Annotated in this window: 13 protein-coding genes and 1 pseudogene; 2 read left to right on the forward strand and 12 right to left on the reverse strand. The window is 36.3% G+C overall.

Annotated features, from left to right (window positions below):
* Nucleotides 1-220: 220 nt before the first annotated feature.
* From IGJ55_RS14175 to IGJ55_RS14185, 3 genes and pseudogenes are all read right to left on the reverse strand, one after another.
* Nucleotides 221-1480 carry an MFS transporter gene (locus IGJ55_RS14175; protein WP_430606683.1) on the reverse strand — a complete coding sequence of 420 codons (1260 nt, stop codon included), beginning with the start codon at nucleotides 1478-1480 and terminating at the stop codon, nucleotides 221-223.
* Nucleotides 1481-1659: 179 nt separating this feature from the next.
* Nucleotides 1660-2334 (reverse strand): transcriptional regulator YeiL, encoded by a 675-nt coding sequence (gene yeiL / locus IGJ55_RS14180; protein ID WP_430606684.1) that lies wholly within the window; start codon nucleotides 2332-2334, stop codon nucleotides 1660-1662.
* Nucleotides 2335-2436: 102 nt separating this feature from the next.
* Nucleotides 2437-2565 (reverse strand): annotated as a pseudogene (locus IGJ55_RS14185) (DUF3788 family protein); the annotation flags it as partial.
* Between the two features lie 56 nt (nucleotides 2566-2621).
* Here IGJ55_RS14185 and IGJ55_RS14190 point away from each other — a divergent pair.
* Nucleotides 2622-3248: a YczE/YyaS/YitT family protein gene (locus tag IGJ55_RS14190; protein ID WP_430606685.1), complete on the forward strand. Its 627-nt coding sequence runs from the start codon at nucleotides 2622-2624 to the stop codon at nucleotides 3246-3248.
* Nucleotides 3249-3291: 43 nt separating this feature from the next.
* On the opposite strand, the gene IGJ55_RS14195 is transcribed toward IGJ55_RS14190, so the two are convergent.
* Both IGJ55_RS14195 and IGJ55_RS14200 read right to left on the reverse strand, forming a co-directional pair.
* Nucleotides 3292-4083 (reverse strand): LssY C-terminal domain-containing protein, encoded by a 792-nt coding sequence (locus tag IGJ55_RS14195; protein WP_069639357.1) that lies wholly within the window; start codon nucleotides 4081-4083, stop codon nucleotides 3292-3294.
* Nucleotides 4084-4432: 349 nt separating this feature from the next.
* The gene (locus tag IGJ55_RS14200; RefSeq protein ID WP_069641559.1) at nucleotides 4433-5005 is read right to left on the reverse strand and encodes a LysM peptidoglycan-binding domain-containing protein; all 573 of its coding nucleotides are present in this window, start codon (nucleotides 5003-5005) and stop codon (nucleotides 4433-4435) included.
* A 546-nt stretch (nucleotides 5006-5551) separates the two neighbouring features.
* On the opposite strand from IGJ55_RS14200, the gene IGJ55_RS14205 reads away from it, so the two are divergent.
* Nucleotides 5552-6856 (forward strand): ISL3 family transposase, encoded by a 1305-nt coding sequence (locus IGJ55_RS14205; protein WP_430606686.1) that lies wholly within the window; start codon nucleotides 5552-5554, stop codon nucleotides 6854-6856.
* 169 nt (nucleotides 6857-7025) lie between these two features.
* Here the strand turns inward: IGJ55_RS14205 and IGJ55_RS14210 are convergent, their stop codons facing one another.
* From IGJ55_RS14210 to IGJ55_RS14240, 7 genes are all read right to left on the reverse strand, one after another.
* A complete protein-coding gene (locus IGJ55_RS14210) occupies nucleotides 7026-8291 on the reverse strand; it encodes a hypothetical protein (protein WP_430606687.1) in 1266 nt (421 codons plus the stop codon).
* Between the two features lie 20 nt (nucleotides 8292-8311).
* Nucleotides 8312-10081, reverse strand: a complete 1770-nt coding sequence (locus IGJ55_RS14215; protein ID WP_430606688.1) for a glucosaminidase domain-containing protein — start codon at nucleotides 10079-10081, stop codon at nucleotides 8312-8314.
* Nucleotides 10082-10098: 17 nt separating this feature from the next.
* Entirely contained in the window at nucleotides 10099-11259 is a 1161-nt protein-coding gene (locus IGJ55_RS14220) for a hypothetical protein (RefSeq protein WP_430606689.1), read from the reverse strand.
* 797 nt (nucleotides 11260-12056) lie between these two features.
* Complete coding sequence (locus IGJ55_RS14225) at nucleotides 12057-13481, reverse strand: glycoside hydrolase family 1 protein (RefSeq protein WP_069641555.1); 1425 nt, start codon at nucleotides 13479-13481, stop codon at nucleotides 12057-12059.
* 18 nt (nucleotides 13482-13499) lie between these two features.
* On the reverse strand, nucleotides 13500-15362 hold the full coding sequence (locus tag IGJ55_RS14230) for a beta-glucoside-specific PTS transporter subunit IIABC (RefSeq protein ID WP_430606690.1): 1863 nt from the start codon (nucleotides 15360-15362) through the stop codon (nucleotides 13500-13502).
* Nucleotides 15363-15457: 95 nt separating this feature from the next.
* Nucleotides 15458-16291 (reverse strand): BglG family transcription antiterminator LicT, encoded by an 834-nt coding sequence (gene licT, locus IGJ55_RS14235; protein ID WP_069641553.1) that lies wholly within the window; start codon nucleotides 16289-16291, stop codon nucleotides 15458-15460.
* A 227-nt stretch (nucleotides 16292-16518) separates the two neighbouring features.
* Nucleotides 16519-18474, reverse strand: coding sequence for a heavy metal translocating P-type ATPase (locus IGJ55_RS14240; RefSeq protein ID WP_430606691.1), 1956 nt, complete (start codon nucleotides 18472-18474; stop codon nucleotides 16519-16521).
* Between the last annotated feature and the right edge of the window lie 246 nt (nucleotides 18475-18720).

An 18720-nucleotide genomic window follows, 5' to 3' on the forward strand; every position in this document is an offset into this window, starting at 1 on the left:
AAAATCTAGGCTAACAATCACTGTTGTGCCTAGATTTTTTATCTAACTCCCAAGGCCTACACTGTTCGATTCCCCAGAGTCCACCACTTCACTCTATCCCTCACCATTGTTGCTTTTGTATTCGTTACAGGCAGCGTTGTACTTTCTTTAAATTAAAGAAAGAAGAAAAAAGCACTTAAAAAAAGCAACTTTCTTCTTACAAAGGTGTTCAATTTCTTATTTAAATCATTTCTTTTCTTCCATAAATATCGGTTTCTACAGTTTTTCTGAACAAATAATAACATAAAAAAGAGAGCAACAAGACGCTACAAGCTATGAAGGTTAGCGGCAAAAAGACATTGCTTGTCGTTTGCTTAAAGATCATGCCAATCATTATTTGTCCTAATGGAACTGCACATTGCGCACATGCCACAATTGTGGCCATCACTTTTCCTAGATTTTCTTTAGGCGTCACTCGCTGGACCATGGAAATCAAGTAAATCGAGATAACACTCATCAACATACCAATTGGAATACCTGTGATCACAAATAAGACAAACCCTAGTACATTCCCAGAAGGTGTCCCGGCGAAAGTTAACCCAAGATTCATAGCAAACAACAACAATCCTGATAATGTAAACGTAAGATACAGGTTGTTCAGACGTAATTTCTTTGTAAAAAAACCAGCAAATACAGCACCTAAAATTGTTGCAAGGCTGACTAAAGACATGCCAAAACCATACATCGAATCATTGGCCTGTAGAATTACTCTTAATATAACAGGCGTACCTACAATAAAAAATGATGCTAACACAAAGTTGACAAGCGCCGCAATCAGAATCGATTTTAAAATTACTGAATTTTTGCGGACCTCTTGAAAGCCTTCAATCAAATCTGAGGTCAGTGTTGTGAGCAACCCCTTTTCTAACGCTCTTTTTTCAAACGGAATTTGAAGGAAGGATTCAATCACAGCTGCCAAAAGGAAAAAAAGTGCACTGCACGCAACCAGTACCTGAGCACCTAAAATACTATAGAGAATACCGCCAATAATCGGTGCCACAACATTAGACATGGAAAGAACGCCATTCACTAACCCATTCACTTTTTCTAACTTGCTTTCTTCTACCAATAAAGGAATACTGGCGGTAACAACTGGCGTGTCAAAACTGCCGACGATCGATAAGAGGAACAACAGCGCTCCTATCATGAAAATCGATTGATTCATCCCTAAAACAAAAAATAGAAACACAGCCAATACTGCATTCGCAATGTCCATCAAAACCATTAACATCCGTCGATCAAATCGATCAGCGATTGCACCACCGATTGGTGCAACTAAAACAGGGATACTCGAAATCGCCAAAACCGTTGCAAAAATATCTGCTCGTCCGGTCTGATCCAACACGAAAAGTGATAAAGCAAATCGTAAAATAGCACCTCCAAACACCGAAATAACTTGTCCCAATATCAAATATAGAATATTCTTTTGACCCTTTTTCATTTTCTCTCTCCTAACATCCTTGTCTGTGTCCATCTGCCAATAAAGCGATTACTTTTATATCACTTATAAGCTTACCATTTTATGGTAGTTTCCTACTCATTCAAAAGAACTAGTTTTTCTAGGACTTTCGGCTGATTATTACAGATCAGTGTTATTAGATTCGGTCCTTCTTGATACTTTTAAAAATCGCTCAATCCTTGAGCTAGTTGCTTTAGTTTGGCTTGATTCAAGTGATAGCTTTTTCCCTCTTTTATAACCACTTCATTCTTTTGAAATTCAGTCAATGTATACATCAGATGTCGATAGCTAACCCCTAAATATTCAGCAGTTTCCGTTTGTTTTTCAGTGTAGACTCCTCCAACTTCTGTCTGCAGCATATATGCCGCTAAACGATGCTTTAATTCATAATTTTGATTATTTGAAAAATGCTCTACTCTTAGCAGAACTTTTTCACCTAAATACTGTGCAAGAATTCTTAAAAAATGAGGATCATTTAGCAAATCTTGTTTTACCTTCTGATAGGGCAGCGCTAAACAAACACAACGGTCGATTGCTTGCACATCTTTGACTTGTTTTTCGACTTCTAATAAAGACAGTTCTCCGATAAAATCTCCACCACCTAAAAATTGAATCAGCGAACGTCGACCATTTTCATGTATTTTGTAAATTTTGGCTCGACCTTCAATGACAAAAAAGAGATGCTCTACTTGTTTTTCAAAACGAACAATGTATTCTTTACTATCATAAATAAAGAGTTTGGCTTGTTTGAGTATTGTTTCGGAAAAGTAAGTAGATAAATCAATTTTATTTTCTCCAATTACTTCATTCAGTTGCTCTAAGCAAATTTTTTTCATGTCATTCTCCTTAAAATGTGAGATATCTCCTATTATTATGACTGATTATCCGTTAAATTGTGAGTGGGACATAACTCTTCGAGTCATATCCCGCTCACGTGGAATCAGGATAAACGGTGGGAGCAGAAGCAACCCCTTCGGAAATAAGCTGAAATTCACAAAAATTTGAAGAACAATTTTCGTGAATTCCCTCTTATTTCTCGGGGTTTAACACTTCTGTCCCATCCTCATTCTTTTTTGTCAGTGCTAACGATGCTTGATTCGCTTTTATATTAGGAGGGTTCATAGTGAAAAAAATAATATCTTCATTGTTCTTTTATACACTTAGCGGTATTGGCATCAGTTTAACCTTAAAGGCCGAGATCGGTGTTAGTAGTTTCAATTCGCTCAATGTAGCGATTGCTTCAATCAATGAAATTAAAGTTGGGACAATCACCGTCTTATTAAATACTTGTTTTTTGATTCTGTATATGTTGCTATCTAAGGAAAAACATTTTTTGAAGTATTTATTGATGTTTCTTTCAGTCCTTTGCTTGGGAAGTATTATCAATTTCTTTACATATACAGTACTCGCTCCACTGAGTTTGAATAATTATTTGCTTCGGTTAGCAGTCTTTGTTCTTGGTACATGCGTTGCAGGTTTTGCAACTGGAATGGTGATCTCCCTTGGGGTGTTACCTTTTCCTATTGAAAGTGTCTGTATTGTTTTATCAGAATTGACTGGCTATTCTTTCGCTAAGTTCAGGTATGGTATTGATTTGTTTTCAGTAGCTAGCTCCTTAGCCCTTTCATTTATTTATGATCTGCCGATTTTTGTCAGGGAAGGGACGCTGATCAGCTTAGTCTTATTATCTGGTGTCATCTCTTTTACCAAAGCTAATTACGAAATCTACTTACTCAAACGAAACAATTAAAGAAAAGGCGCAGAAAACGTGATTGCTCATTCTGCGCTCTTTCTTATTTGTCTATTTTAATAAATGGTAAGGCACCATCCGTAAATATTTCATCTCCACCACCGTTACGACCATGATAACTCGTTGTAAAATGCTCCACAACCTCAACTGAGACGGCTTGACTCGATTGCTTAAACGAATCTAAAACAAAATCTCGTTCTTTATCAATATCTGAATTGATTTTATGTGTGACCTGTCCAGTAAAAAATGAGAATCCTACTTTTTTATCATAAGTAGCGGCTCCTAACCAGTCTGCCTCTCTTCCACCTGGTAAATACCAATTTTCTGGAGTTTGCCAAAAACGAATATGATGTCTTCTTCTAGGGTTATTATTTATCTCTCGTTCAAAAGCTATATCTTGTTTCTTGTTGAACAGAAATAGCGAACTGACAGGTGCTTTAGGGTATGACTTCCCAAAAACACTTGCAGTGATCATATGCAGACTAGACTTTACCGATAATGGCTCCGCAATTGTCCATCCTGCTTCTAGAAAAAGTTTCTCTAATTCTTTTTTTGTACCAATAAAGGCAAGATTGATAGGATCACCAAGCAAACCATCACTGGTTCTTGAACGACCAATGAAATAATCTGGCAGATAGCGACCTGTCAATAATTTATTAATATAAGGAATCACTAGATAAGAGCTAAATAGCCATAACGCAATATAGAAAAATAGATGGATTTTTTTAGTTAAAATTTCTGCAAATAACGACTGATAAACTAAATAACCAATAATCACGATCACAATGAAACGAAATACTCTAAATATACTATTCAACACCGTTTGCTTTTTCATTTACTCTCTCTCCTTTTTATATAACTTATGGCTCTATTTTTCTAGGTTATAAGAGACCTATCGATTATAATTATCCAGTCCTCCTTCAAATATATAACAGAACTAATCTTTTGTTCCAAGCTCATCTCAATTATATTATTCATCGCCTTTTTGGTATTCAGTTGTTGTAAGCATTGCTCTTGTTTTTTCGATCCTTTCTTTAATGGCAGTTATCAAAATGAAAAAATGTTTTTTCGTTTAATTAAATTATACTCTATTCTGAAATAAAGTCGTCTGATAGCATTTAAACTAAGACATAAAAAAAGAAGTAACCAATAAATGGCTACTTCTTAGAATAGTCTACTTTTTCTTAATACCAACCATTTGCTAACCAAAAGGCTTGTGCAGCTTCCCATGAACCATAACGTCCTGCTACATAACTATCTGCTACGCGCTCTTGATTGGCCTCAGAGTAATCACCATTTAGATAAGAAGCATCTAATTGATATCTCCCGATATATTTGCCATTTGTCGCATTATATGAACCGCTAGATTCTTTTTGCGCGATCCATTCTTTTGCAGAAGAAGTTGTAGCTGTTGCAGTTGGCGCTACTTCTTGAGCAACAGGAGCTGATTGTTCTTGTACTTCTTGTACAGGTTCCGCTACTGGGGTTTGCTGAGTCGGTGCTTGAGTTGTCTCATCAGCGGTACGAATCGTTAATTGTTCGCCCTCAAAGATCATATTTACATTCGAAATGTTATTATCCTTAGCAATCAAATCAATCAAGCTATTGTCTCCACTAAACTGATGAGAGATAGTAGATAATGTATCTCCAGTTTTTACTGTATATAAGCTATCGGCATGCGCGTCAGTCGTTCCCATAAAAATTCCAAATCCTGCAGTCAAAGTTGTTGCGAATAAAATCGTTTTAAGTGATTTCATGTTGTTTCTCCTTTGTAAAAAATATTTTTGTCGTTTGTTTATCGACTTTGCATACTTTAACATCTAAAAATATTTCATAGGTGAAGATCTAGTGACAATTCGTTACGAGTGTTTTCGTTGCGTAACAGCTTGTAAAATTAGAGCAGAAAAACACTTGTTCGCACTTGATTTGTAGTTGATTTTAGAAATGGAAAAATTCATGATTTTTTCTGAAATTTATTTTTTTCGATTCGATAACGGTTGTCATATTACAAAATTCTAGAAATATTACAAGATATTTGTCTGAATTGCTATCAATTCGAGCACTTTTTTCAGTAAGTTTGGCCCATTTTTATAAACCGATTAAGTAAATACACGTCATTTTCAATCAAAATAGAGCAAAAAAACAGAATCCATAATTGACTAGGATTCTGCTTTTATGGGCTCTATACTTTCTGATGTTGGTGAGAAATCACCGGCATCTTTTTAATGCAAAATAATAGAAAAGACACCCTGATATCCTTTAGAATTAAGTCGTCTAAACCCATTCAAAAAGGAGAAATCAAGATGTCCTACACCAATCTTATCAAAGAAACCTTAGATATTCTAGACTTAAACATTACTTTTAATGAAAATGGCTTAAAAAAAGAACGAATCAAAGGTAGAATCTGTCAGGTCTTCTCAGGTACGCTCGATTATGCTGCTCATGTTTGTCCTCATTGTGAATCGAAAGAGAATGCCGCCATTATACGTTGGGGCTTTACAACTTGTCTGATTTTACTGAATGATGTTTCGGAGTATCAAACGTATTTACGCTTGAAGAAACGCCGTTTCTTCTGTTACTCCTGTAATCGATCGTTCGTTGCTAAAACGAGTCTTGTTGAAAAACATTGTTCGATTTCAACTAAAGTGAAGCTATCCATTGCCGATAGACTCAGAAAAACCACTTCTATGAGTGAGATTGCGCGTCAAAAGAAGGTCTCTGTCTCTTCTGTTTATCGTGTCCTAAAACGATTTTATGAACCTAAAAAAATCAACCGACTCACTTTACCTGAAGTCCTTTGTTTTGATGAATTTAAATCAGTTAAGCAAGTCACCGCTTCTATGAGTTTTATCATGATGGATGGTCAAACAAAGCAGTTAATTGATGTCGTTGAAAATCGTCAGCTCCCTTTTCTAGAGCGGTATTTTTCACGTTTTCCTTTGGCTGTTCGTAAAACGGTTAAGTATATTGTTTGCGATATGTATGCCCCTTATTTTTCTCTCGTTAAAAAGTTATTTCCGACGACTCAGATTATTCTTGATCGCTTTCATATTGTCCAACTCATCAGCCGAACCTTTTTAAAGCACCGTATTCAGAGAATGAATACATTTCTTCATCAGGGAAATACAGAAGCAAAAAAATATCGACACTTGAAGAAATACTGGAAACTTCTTCAAAAAAATCAGTCGAAGCTTGATTTTGAAAAACGCCTTTGGCGTTCTTCCTTCCGCACCTATTTAACTGAAACAGAAGTCGTGGATCGTTTACTTGCGTATGATGACGAATTGAAAAGTGGCTACACCTGTTATCAGGACTTTCTTTATGCCGTACAGACAAGAGATTTTGCTCGGTTTTGTGCACTATTAGACGAAGATTTTTGTCGTCTTCCTACCTATTATCAAACGACTATTGGTACTTTTAAGAAGTACAAAAATGAAATTAAAAATGCGCTAGAATTGCCTTATTCTAATGGACCATTGGAATGTTTAAACAACCATATTAAAGTGTTGAAGAGAAATGCTTATGGGTTTCGTAATTTTTACAATTTTAAGTTGAGAATTTCTTTATGTTTTGGCACTATTCTTTTTCAAGAAAATAGAAAAACCTAGAGGAAATTTCCTCTAGGAATCATATTAATCGATTTAATTCTTTAGATTTTCTTCACCAACATTAGTTGACAAAGAGCCGAAATTTCCTCTAGGAATCATATTAATCGATTTAATTCTTTAGATTTTCTTCACCAACATTAGTTGACAAAGAGCCCTTTTATGCTTTTGACTATACATTTAAATCTTTTTGTTCAATTACTGATTCTAATAATCGATTCTCCGTTTGAATAATGTCAAAGAAAGCACTGATTTTCTCTAATTGTTCATAATCGATTTGATATAATTTTACTCTGGGTTTAAAAAATAAGAACCCAGGACGAATTTTTACTCGCTCATTGATCAAATGGCATTGCTCCATCATCGATTGTAAATCCATTTCAGATACACTGTTCTTGATTTTTTCAATCCGTGCTCGTTCATAGACCCATTGATCTTTCGTCACGGTCATTCGCTCAGTAGTTGTGACTAATTGACGATTTAAACGCCAAGATTGCTCAATAAATTTTGCCTTTTTATACAGATCATCATACTGAATCAAATCAATTCGAACAGGTTTATACCAGTCTTCTTCATCTATTGTACTTTTTTGATGCTTCTTAAATCGTTTTAAGCCACTAACGAGTAAGCTGTTTTCTATGGCGAGCAGCTCGTACTCCAATTTTTCTTTTGCTACCCGCACACGTTCCTTTGACGCTTTTTCTCGTTTTAGACTTTCTTTGAGGAAAAGAACTTCATTTTCCTCTGAACGAGCAATAGCTGTTGTGTCAGCTGCTTTTTTAGGTTCGATCTCAATGTCGGTTTCGGTTTCGGTTTCGGTTTCGGTTTCGGTTTCGGTTTCGGTTTCTAACTCCTCAGCCTCCAAAAACGAATGATCAAAGTCCGGTATCTCTTCATCATTTTCCTCTACAGATACTTCTACTGGAAAGCTAAGTGTTTCACCTGCTAAAGAGACATCCTCTTCCTCTTGAAAGCTAGAAAGAAGTTTTGCTTCTAGGATACTGCTGACAGATTGATTTTTTGAATACCCCATCTGCTCTAAACTAGTTGAAACAACAAATTGTACTGGTTCGTCTTCTGAGTTTAGTGAGACTGGAACGAACTCACAAAAATATGTACTAAAAGCGCCATCGACTTCTTCGATGATTCTCGTCCAAATAAATTGCGGGAAGAGTTCTTCTAGTTCTTCCAATAAAACATCCCAATTTAATTGCGCTTGAAAAAACTGAATTTCTACATGCTTTTTAATGGGCGAAGAAATTACTTTTCGAGAAAGTTCATCATTTTCCCGAAAAGTGAGAAATTCTCCTGTTGAGCGTTCATAGAGTGTTTCGCACGCTTCAATGATTTCTTCTGTGCTGTTTTTTTGGTAGAGAACGGTCCCTAAAGTGAATGGGATTGCTTGTTGATGAAAAAAAACATCGAAATAATCATTCATTAAACCGTTCTCCTTTCTTTTTATGATTGAAGATCATGTACTGGGGTTAAAATAAGCTGTTGTCCCTCTGTTAAGAAGTACTGTTCTAGATCGTTCCACTCTTTTAACGACCAAACAGAAATACCAGTTTTTTTAGAAATACTCGCTAAAGTATCTCCTTTTTTCACTTCATATGTTTCTTTTGTCTTCTTGCGCGTTGCACTTACTTGATAATCTTTTGTATCTTTTTTAGTTGTTGTTTCACTGGTACTTGTTGTTTTTGTATCTTTCTTAGTTGAAGAAGTTGTTTTAGTTTCTTTTTTAGCTGAGGAAGCGGTCTTAGCTTCTTTTTTAGCTGTTGTTTGAGTCGTCCCTTGATTTGTGAAAGCGTTAGATAGATTTTGAACCATTTCTAATGAACGATCTACTGCGTCTTCTTTCATTATAACAGTGCTTGGATCTTCTTGTTTTGGCACGCTCAGTTTTTGACCGATAAAGAGCATCCGTCGATCTAATTGATTCTTTTCCAAAATAGCTAATGTGGAAATATTATAAAGTTCACTGATTGATTTAAGTGATTCACCTTTTTTCACAACGTGAGTAAGGTACTCAATTTTTTGATCTTTGTCATCGTCTTTTTTCTCTAATTTATCAAAAGAGGTGTTCAACGTGATTTTCTTCGCTTTTTTACTGTTCTTTTTATCTTTCAGCGTATCGTACTGTGTTAAATCATACGCATCGATCAAACCATTTAATTTAGAATTATAGCTAGTATCCGTTGCATAACGTCCAGTTAGAAACTTCGTCGCATCTTTATAAGAGGTCGTTTTATTTTTCCAGGTACCACTATAAAATGCACTGCTAGAATCTGTACCACCTTTAAGTAGCTTCACGTAATCGCCTAGCGATTCTTTGTAAGAAGGATACTTTCTAAAATTAGAACGAATCGTAAACATACCACCAGAACCATTGTCTTCACTTGTTAGAAAGTTTGCACTTGCCCCTTCATAGCTTCCTTTGATTCCAAATAGGTTATAATTTGGTGCAGAAGCTAGTGCGCTATTGCCAGAAGCACTTTCTAAAATTGCCTGAGCAATCATTACTGATGCATATAAATTGTTCTCACCTGCAATTGTGCGGGCATCTTCACCAATCACTTTGACAAAGCTTTTTGTTGTCAAGTTCGGACTGATATGAAACACTTGATCAGACCCAGCTGAACTACCAGCAGTATTGCCACCTGTCGTTGTTCCAGTATTTGGTCTGTTTGACGATGGAGCAGGTGTATTTGGCTGATAGCTTGGACCTTGGACTGAAGGTCTATTTGGTTTTGGTGCTGGTTTATTTGGTTTTGGTGCTGGTTTATTTGGTTTCGGCTTTGGTTTTGGTTTTGCCGGTGTTGTTGAACTTGTGCTACTACTTGTCGTACTACTGCTTGTTGTAGAACTAGTTGATGATGTCTCAGATGTACTGGTTGAATCTGTTGTCTCGTGTGTAGAACTAGTATCTTCTGTTGAGCTCGTTGATTCACTACTTGTTTCAGCTGTTGAATCTGTTGTTGACGAGGTTGTACTAGTATCTGTAGAGGAACTCGTTTCAATTCCTTCTATTGTGCTTTCTGTTGTTTCATGTTCTTTAGTTGAAGATAAAATAGCTACACTCTCTTGTTCTTCGGAGCCTGAAGTTACTGTATCGTCGACTTCTTTGGCAACAATCGGTTGAACATCGGTAACAGAAAGGACAGCACTTGAAGTAAGTAACCCTACACTCAATAATCGTAATTTCTTACTGTTTAGATTTCTTTTTTTCATTCTGTGTCCTCTCTTTCTTATTGATCAGGATCTTCTTTCACCAAATTGATGATTTGGTTGAAGGCTTGTTCTGATTCTTCCTTCACGTCTTTGATACGTTTGTAATAGTTTTGGTATTCTTGTTCCGCACGCTCTAAGCGTTTTAAGACGCCTGCTTTTTTCTTTGTTTCTTCATTAATAATTTGTGCACGTTGATTAGCTTGGCTGATAATTTCTTTAGCTTGTCTCTTGGCCTCAAGCAACACTTCACCGATATCTTCTTTAGATAATTGCTGATCGACATCGATTGTTTTTTGGGCTAATTGACGTTTTGTTGTTTCTAATTCTTGACGAACCTTCGCTAATTCTTCATAAGCTCCTGTATCCGTAGGAGTATCTGATGCCATGATCACGATACGATCTTCTGTCAATTTATCGATTTCTTCTTGCTTAGCCAATAGCTCTTGTTCGTACTGTCTAATTTTATTGGCAAAACGTTCTGCTTTTTTACGGTTTAAATCAGTTTCGTCCATCTGACGGTTGCTGTCTCGTAATAGGCTGTTGTACTTGCTTTTTACTTGTTCCAGTTCGGCCATTCGTGCATCGTAATCTTTTGGCACAGCTTGAACCATGGCCAACTCATTTTCTAATGATTCGTTTGACTCACGTAAGGCTTCTACCTCGTTTTGTAATTGAGAGCTTTCTCTTTTACTCTTACGCAATTCAGCTTTCAACTCACGAATTTCACTTTGAAGTTGTGCGTTTTCTTCTTGAAGCTCTTCTAATTCATCATCATCGATAACTTCATGGATTGGTGGTCGTTTTTTCTTTGGTTTAGGTTTTTTAGTAGGTGCTGGAGTTGGTTTTTTCTTCCTACGAGAAAATAACGAACGTTCCTCTTCATCATCATCGTAGTCTTCGTCGTCATCTTCGTCATAATCTTCGTCGTCATCATATTCATCATCATCGTCGTAGTCTTCGTCGTCATCTTCGTCGTCATCATATTCATCATCATCATCGTCGTCATCATATTCATCGTCGTAGTCTTCGTCGTCATCATATTCATCGTCGTCGTAGTCTTCGTCGTCATCATACTCATCATCATCGTAATCTTCATAATCATCGTCATCATATTCATCATCGTAATCTTCATATTTTTTTCTTTTTTTACCTTTGCCTTTGCCAAAAATTTTTAGCATATGCTCACTTCCTTCTACAAAAATGGGACTGTCTCTTTTTTTGATTATTTTTAACATACTGATTTTAATACTAAGTAAATTATGTGATTTGTCGATATATGTAACTATAGTGACAAGTGTAGTATTTTTGATTTGTAAAAATAACCAACTTCACTTTAGGTATATGTTTTTCAGTAGTAGTTTGACCTAGCTCACTCGGCTAATCAGGTTCCTTATTATTCAACTACTATTTGTTCAATAAAAAACTTACTGAAAAACATCCAAAAACACGCCTACCTTGTTCTATTCTATCAGATAAACCCTAAACAAACAAACTGAATTAGCGGTTTATTCCTAATTTTACGAAACTAAAAGGACGCTCATTTTTAGTTTCCAAAAAAATACTCTTACAATAAATTAAATACATGTTTTTTTATTATTAATATTAATGAAAAAATTCATTTTTTTGTAATTTTGATATCAAAGTGAATTTACTATCTACCACTTACAAAAAAGATACCTTCTGTTTTACACAACTCAAGATACCGAGCTTTATTCATATTATTTATGTCTTTATTTTATTTTAACGCTCATATTTAATACTAAAAAAAGAAGTAGGCTCTAATAAAATAAGAACCTACTTCATTTCAATATAAATAATTATCATTTTTCCCAAATTAAACAAATTAATTTATTTGTTATTAATTTAATTATAATTAATTAGTAGTATTAAAAGATTTTTCTCAGCCTTCATGATTATTTCACACAAATTACTCATTTTTTTCATGACTTATGAAGCTATTTTCTAGATTGATCCACTATAAGCAACTATTGTCATTTAAGAGACAGCGACCATTCGTTGTAATCACCTCTTGATACCATTTAAAGCTTTTCTTTTTATACCGTTCTAAAGTCCCTGTTCCGTCATCATTGCGATCAACGTAAATAAATCCGTAGCGTTTTTTTAATTCAGCCGTGGTAAAGCTGACTAAATCAATACAGCCCCATGAAGTATAACCCATAATTTCTACACCGTCTTCAATAGCCTCAGCTACTTGAACTAGATGATTCTTCAAATAGTCAATACGGTAATCATCGATCACAGTCTTTGTACCGTCTTCGAGTTCAATCAATTCATCGACTGCACCAAAACCATTTTCAACAATAAAGACAGGTTTTTGATAACGATCATACAAAATGTTTAAATAATATCTCAACCCTTCTGGATCGATCTGCCAGCCCCAATCGCTTGCTTTTAAATAAGGATTTGGCACGCCACCTAAAATATTACCTTCTCCAGTCTCTAAAGTAGGATCTGAAGATTCACAGGTACTCATGTAATAACTGAACGAAATGAAATCCACCGTTTCAAGCAAGTCTAATTTATCTTGTTCTGTTATCTTGAGCTGAATATCATTATCCTTGAAAAAACGTTTGGTATAGGCTGGATACGTTCCCCTTACCTGTATATCAGAAAAGAAAAAGTTTTCTCTTTCTGTCTGCAATGCAGCCAAAACATCCGCTGGTGCTGGTGTCAGTGGGTAAACAGGCATCCCTAAAATCATACAACCGATCCTAGCTTCCGGAAGGATTTCATGACAAGCTTTAACAGCTTTAGCGCTGGCAACTAGTTCATGATGAATGGCTTGATATAAATCTTGTTGGGATAGTTTTTCTTTTGGTGTATAAATGCCTCCACTTAGAAATGGTGCGTGTGTAATTGAATTGATCTCATTAAATGTCAGCCAATACTTCACTTTCCCTTTATAACGAGTGAAAACAGTTTTAGCGTAGTGTTCAAAGAAGCCAATCATTTTACGATCACGCCAACCATCATATGTTTTTGATAAATGGAGTGGCGTTTCATAATGTGATAACGTAACAAGCGGCTCCATTCCATATTTATGGCATTCATCAAACACTTTATCATAAAATTCTAACCCTTTTTCATTGGGTTGCGTCTCATCTCCTTGAGGAAAAATTCGGGACCAAGCGATGGATAATCGAAATACTTTAAACCCCATTTCTGCAAATAACTTGATGTCTTCTTTATAACGATGATAAAAATCAATCCCGACCAGTTTCATATTATCTGAAGTTGGTTCTGCTGTAGGTTCACCTTTCCAGCCATGGGGTGCAACATCTTCCACACTTAAGCCCTTACCATCTTCATTATATGCTCCTTCACACTGATTGGCAGCAATTGCGCCACCCCATAAAAAATCTTTTGGAAATGTTAACATGTTCGCTCCTCCTTTTTTTTAAACAATATATAAAATAGTCTCTTGACTTTCTGTTTCAGTTCCTTCTTTTGCAACAACATCAATAAATGATTCTGAATTCGTTACTACAATCGGGGTTGTGGTATCATATCCTGCAGTTTTTATCTGCGCAAAATCGACCGATAGTAATTTTTGTCCTTTTTTGATTTTGTCTCCCGTTTCAACAAACGCTGTAAAATATTGTCCCGCTAATTCTACAGTATCGATCCCTACATGGATCAATAGTTCGATTCCTGAGTCACTTGTTAAACCAATAGCATGTTTTGTAGGAAAAAGGGCCGTTACTTCTCCGTCAAAAGGTGCTTTTATCGTGTCTTCTTCGGGAATAATCGCAAGACCTTCTCCCATCATTTTCCCTGAAAAAGCATCGTCTTTTACTTGTTCTAATGGTATTACTTGCCCTTTCATCGGGGCATAGATTTTTTTAGGATCATTACTGCCAGTTTCAACTGCCTCTGAAATTTCAATATGCTGTTCTGTTTCATTTTTGTCCACTTCATCAATACCGAAAACCCAAGTTAAAATAAATGTCAACACAATAGATATCACTGCTACAACAATCGCATTGATAATATTTCCATTTCCTTGCCCACCAATAAATTGAGGTAATGAAACAAGCGATGGTACAGCAAACGCATATGATTCTAACCCTGTGATTCCCATGTATACACCACAGACTGCTCCTGAAATCATCGCGGCATACAATGGTTTTTTATATTTCAATGTAATACCATATAGGGCGGGTTCTGTCACCCCTGCTAATAATGCTGAAATTCCGGAAGCGGCAGCTACTTGTTTTAAATTTTTATCTTTTGTTTTAGCTGAAACTGCTAATGCTGCTGCTCCTTGAGCTAAGTTTGCGGCCAACATTGCAGGTAGGATCAAAATATCAGGTGTGGCTGGTGAAGCAATTAGGAAAATCGGTGCAAATGCCCAGTGCATCCCTGTCATGACAATCAGCGGCATAAACGCTGCCATCAATCCTAACGCTAACCAACCAGCTTTCCCTTGAATCCAAATAATAGCAGAAGATAATAATTGTCCTGCAAAGGTTCCTAAAGGTCCCACCACGATTAAAGCTACTAGTCCTGAAATCAATAAAATAAGCAACGGTTTAGTGAAGCTTTTGATGACATTTGGAATAATTTTGTCAAAGAAACCTTCAATATATTTCATTAACCAAACCATGATCAAAATGGGGATCACTGAGGAACCATATGATGCTAAAGTAACAGGTAATCCTAGAAAATGGACTGGATCACCAGCATTGACCATTTCTACAAAATTTGGATGCAACATGATTCCACCAACGGTGACGGCCAGCATTGGTGTAACGTTAAATTTCTGTGCAGCAGTAAAGGCCAGCATCATCGGCATAAAGTAAAATGGCGCATCCCCAAAAAATGATAGGATCGCAAACGTCTGACTGCTGTCGTCTAAAATGCCCATCAACGGTAGTAAAATCAACAATACCTTGATCATACCACCACCTAACATTGCAGGAATCAAAGGTGACATACAGCCTGAAATCACATCCACGAAAGCTTCAAACAGATTCTTCTTTGTTCCTGTATCGTCAGTTGAAGATTGGTTGCTAAAATGACCTAATTTAGCTAATTCTTTATAATAAGAGGCCACATCATTCCCTATAATAACCTGATATTGCCCCCCTTTTCTCATAACGCCCATTACGCCTGGAACCTCTTTGACACGAGTATCTTCTACTAAACTTTCGTTGCGTAAAACAAAGCGTAAACGTGTCATACAATGAGTGACGGATTGAATATTAGCCTCTCCTCCAACTAAATCCAGTATTTGTTTTGCTGATTCTTTATAGTTCATTTTGCTCTTCCTTTCTACATGAAAAAAACCTAAAACAGCCGCTGTTATGCGTACTATTTTAGGTCATGCTCCTAATGGATAACAATCCTATTTGTCTATAAATTTTTCGTTATTCTTCTGATGTGCGCTGTTAAATAAACTAATTCAGTGGAACTTAAATCGTACTCAAAGGTCGTCTGGACATAGTCGCTGATTTTTATTGAACAACGATATTCCAATTCATACTTTTTCCTCAACGTATCAAGTAATTCAGAATCTTCATCTTCATAGTGTTCCCCAACTAACAGGCGTTGAGCAAAAAATTTTACGTGAGTGATAAAACGATAATAATCGAGCGAAGATTCATCAAATTCTGTGTTATATTCTTTTTTCACGATATCTTCGATATTTTTAGTGATTTCAGCGATTTCGTAAGCCAAGTCAAAACTTTTAGATTGCTCTGCATTCACGAAATGAATTGCAATGAAGGCCGCTTCATCAATCACAAATTCCACACCCAATTCATTACGAACGATCTCGATTGCCTTTTCCCCAACTACATATTCATCGGGATAAAAGCGTTCAATATCCCAACGTAAAGGATTCTTTAAGATAATCCCTTCTTGATAGCGTTCGACGGCTGAATGAATATGATCGGTTAGATTGACATAAATCGTTTCACTGAGGTTTTTCCCTAGCTTAATTTTACCAAAGTTGATTATTTTCTCCGCTACTAAAATGTGGTCCATTGGCACGTCAATCAATAATTCTGTAAATTTATTTTGTGTGTCTTTATCTCGTAACAGGAAGGTCTTTTCAACTAATTCCAAATCGACGGTTTGGCCTTTTTTCTGACCAAAAGCGATTCCTTTTCCCATTAAAAGAACTTCCACACCCTTACTATTAGTAGAAATGATGGTATTGTTATTTAGTACTCTTTTTATGATCATAATAAGTCCCCAATTACAAAAAAATCCCATTTACCCGTCGCTAAAAAACGGTGCAAATAGGTCATGCTCACTTGTGTGATAACATCCAATAAAATAATGTTCAAAAACCGCATGGCATGCTTACCCAAAGTAATAACATCCATTGCTTAATACTTAGAATAGCAAATATTGTAAGGGCTGTCAACACATGAAAAAAAAGAAGGCCCAGTAGGCACTTCTTTTTTTGTTTATTCTTTTGATGGCAGCAACAGACGTAATCCGTTTAAAATAACTAGTAATGTACTTCCTTCGTGTGCAATAACACCAATTGTAATATCCATTTTCCCAAGAATATTCAAGGTGATCAATAACACTACAATAAACATTGAAAAGAAGATATTTTGCCATACAACACGATCTAGACGTTTGGATACTTTATACGCATAGCTGAATTTAGTTAGATCATTTTGCATCAATACCGCATCCGCCACGTCAATAGCGATATCGGTGCCCTCTCCCATTGCCACACCAATATCTGCTGTTACTAGTGCTGGTGCATCATTGACTCCATCACCTAACATGGCAACACTACCGAAACGAGCTTGTTGATTCTTGATGATTGCAGCCTTATTTTCTGGCAGAACATTGCCGACTACTTCATCGATTCCAATTTGATATCCTACTGCTTGTCCTGTTAACTCTGCATCTCCTGTAATCATAGTCGTATGAATTCCTTGTGATTTTAAATAGCTGATTACTGATTTCGCGTTTTCATTTGGGACATCCATCATTGCAATCAAGCCTACAACTTCGTTATTTTCAGCAAAGTAAACAACTGTTTTCCCCTCTTTGGCGTATTGTTCATTATGAGCATTGATTTGTGTGCTGACTAAACTAAATATTTCTGGTTTACCGATTTGATACGTATTTCCTTGATATTCTGTCACCAAGCCTTTACCAATCTCATTTTCCACAGTTACGTCCAAAACTGTTTTTGCATGAAACTTAGCTAAAATCGCATTGGCTAATGGATGATTCGCTGTTTTTTCCATCGCAACAATGAGATCAATATATGCTTGTTCTTGTTCAGTAGCTGAATCTGTCAAGAAATAAAAATCCGTGACAGATGGTTTGCCTTTAGTCAAGGTTCCTGTTTTATCGAAAGCGACTGACTTGATTGTCGCCAGATTAGCCAAATAGGAACCGCCTTTAAATAACACCCCGCGTTTAGCTAAATTAGAAATCCCTGATAGCGTTGCTGGTACTGCACTTGCTGCCAATGCACATGGAGAAGCGGAAATCAAAAACACCATTCCACGATAAAAGCTTTCATTCCAAGACCAGTTAAAGAGTATTGGCCCTACTGCGATAAAGATTGGCACTAAGATCAAAACGATCGTGACATAATATGGTTCTAATTTTTGAATCTTAGTGGCTGTTTTTGACAGGTTTGCTTGTGACTGATTGACCAATTGAAGAATTTTAGCAAATACAGTATCACTGCTATCTTTTGTGACTTCCATCGTAAAGGTTCCACTGCCATTGATGGTACTACCGAAGACTTCATCTCCTACTGTTTTTTCTCTAGGAATACTTTCTCCATTGATAGATGATTCATCGATAGAGGTTCTTCCTGAAAGAATAATGCCATCTGTTGCGATTTGGTCACCATTTAATACTTGTAGCTTGTCTCCGATCTTTAATACTGAAACGTCTACTGTTTTCACACTGCCATCAGCTTGGATCAAACGTGCTTCTGTTGGATTCATTTTAAGCAGATTAGTGATTTCTCTTTTGCTGCGTCCTTCAGCATATTCTTCAAGGAAATGTGCTGCTGCAAAGATGATGATCAACAAGGCTCCTTCTTCATAATTTCCAATGATCGTGGCACCAAACGCCGCTAAGGTCATCAAAATATGAACATTCGGTACAAATTTCCTTTGCTGTTTCGATTCGTTGATCGTATCTACGATTCCTTCTAAAATAATGTGATAGCCGGATAATAGCATAGCACTGACAAACAGAATTTGTTGGAAAAGCGAACCTTCATTGATGAAAAATGCAACGATAAAAAACGCTAATCCTGTAAAAAATAAAACAACTGGTGATTTTCCTCCATGACTATGGCTGTGATTGTGGCTGTGACCATGATCATGTCCTTCTTCTTTAGAACAATCGTGCTCATGAGTTTTTGCGGTTTCCATTTTATTCATCCTCCTTTTTTAGGTTATTTTCTGAAAAGATACACGTACTTTTTTCAGATGAATAACTGTTCATATATCATACACCCATAATACATGAACGAACATTCATGTGTCAAGTGATAAAATGAATTTTCTACAAAAAAAAGAAGAGTCTGAGACATAACTTTACGAGTTATCTCTCAGACTCAAGGAATCCGTATAAACGGTGGGAGCAGAAGCAATCACTACGCTTCGCTTCGATCACAT

The organism is Enterococcus sp. AZ170 (assembly GCF_050545135.1).
In the GTDB taxonomy this organism is placed as follows: Bacteria; Bacillota; Bacilli; order Lactobacillales; family Enterococcaceae; genus Enterococcus_L; species Enterococcus_L ureilyticus.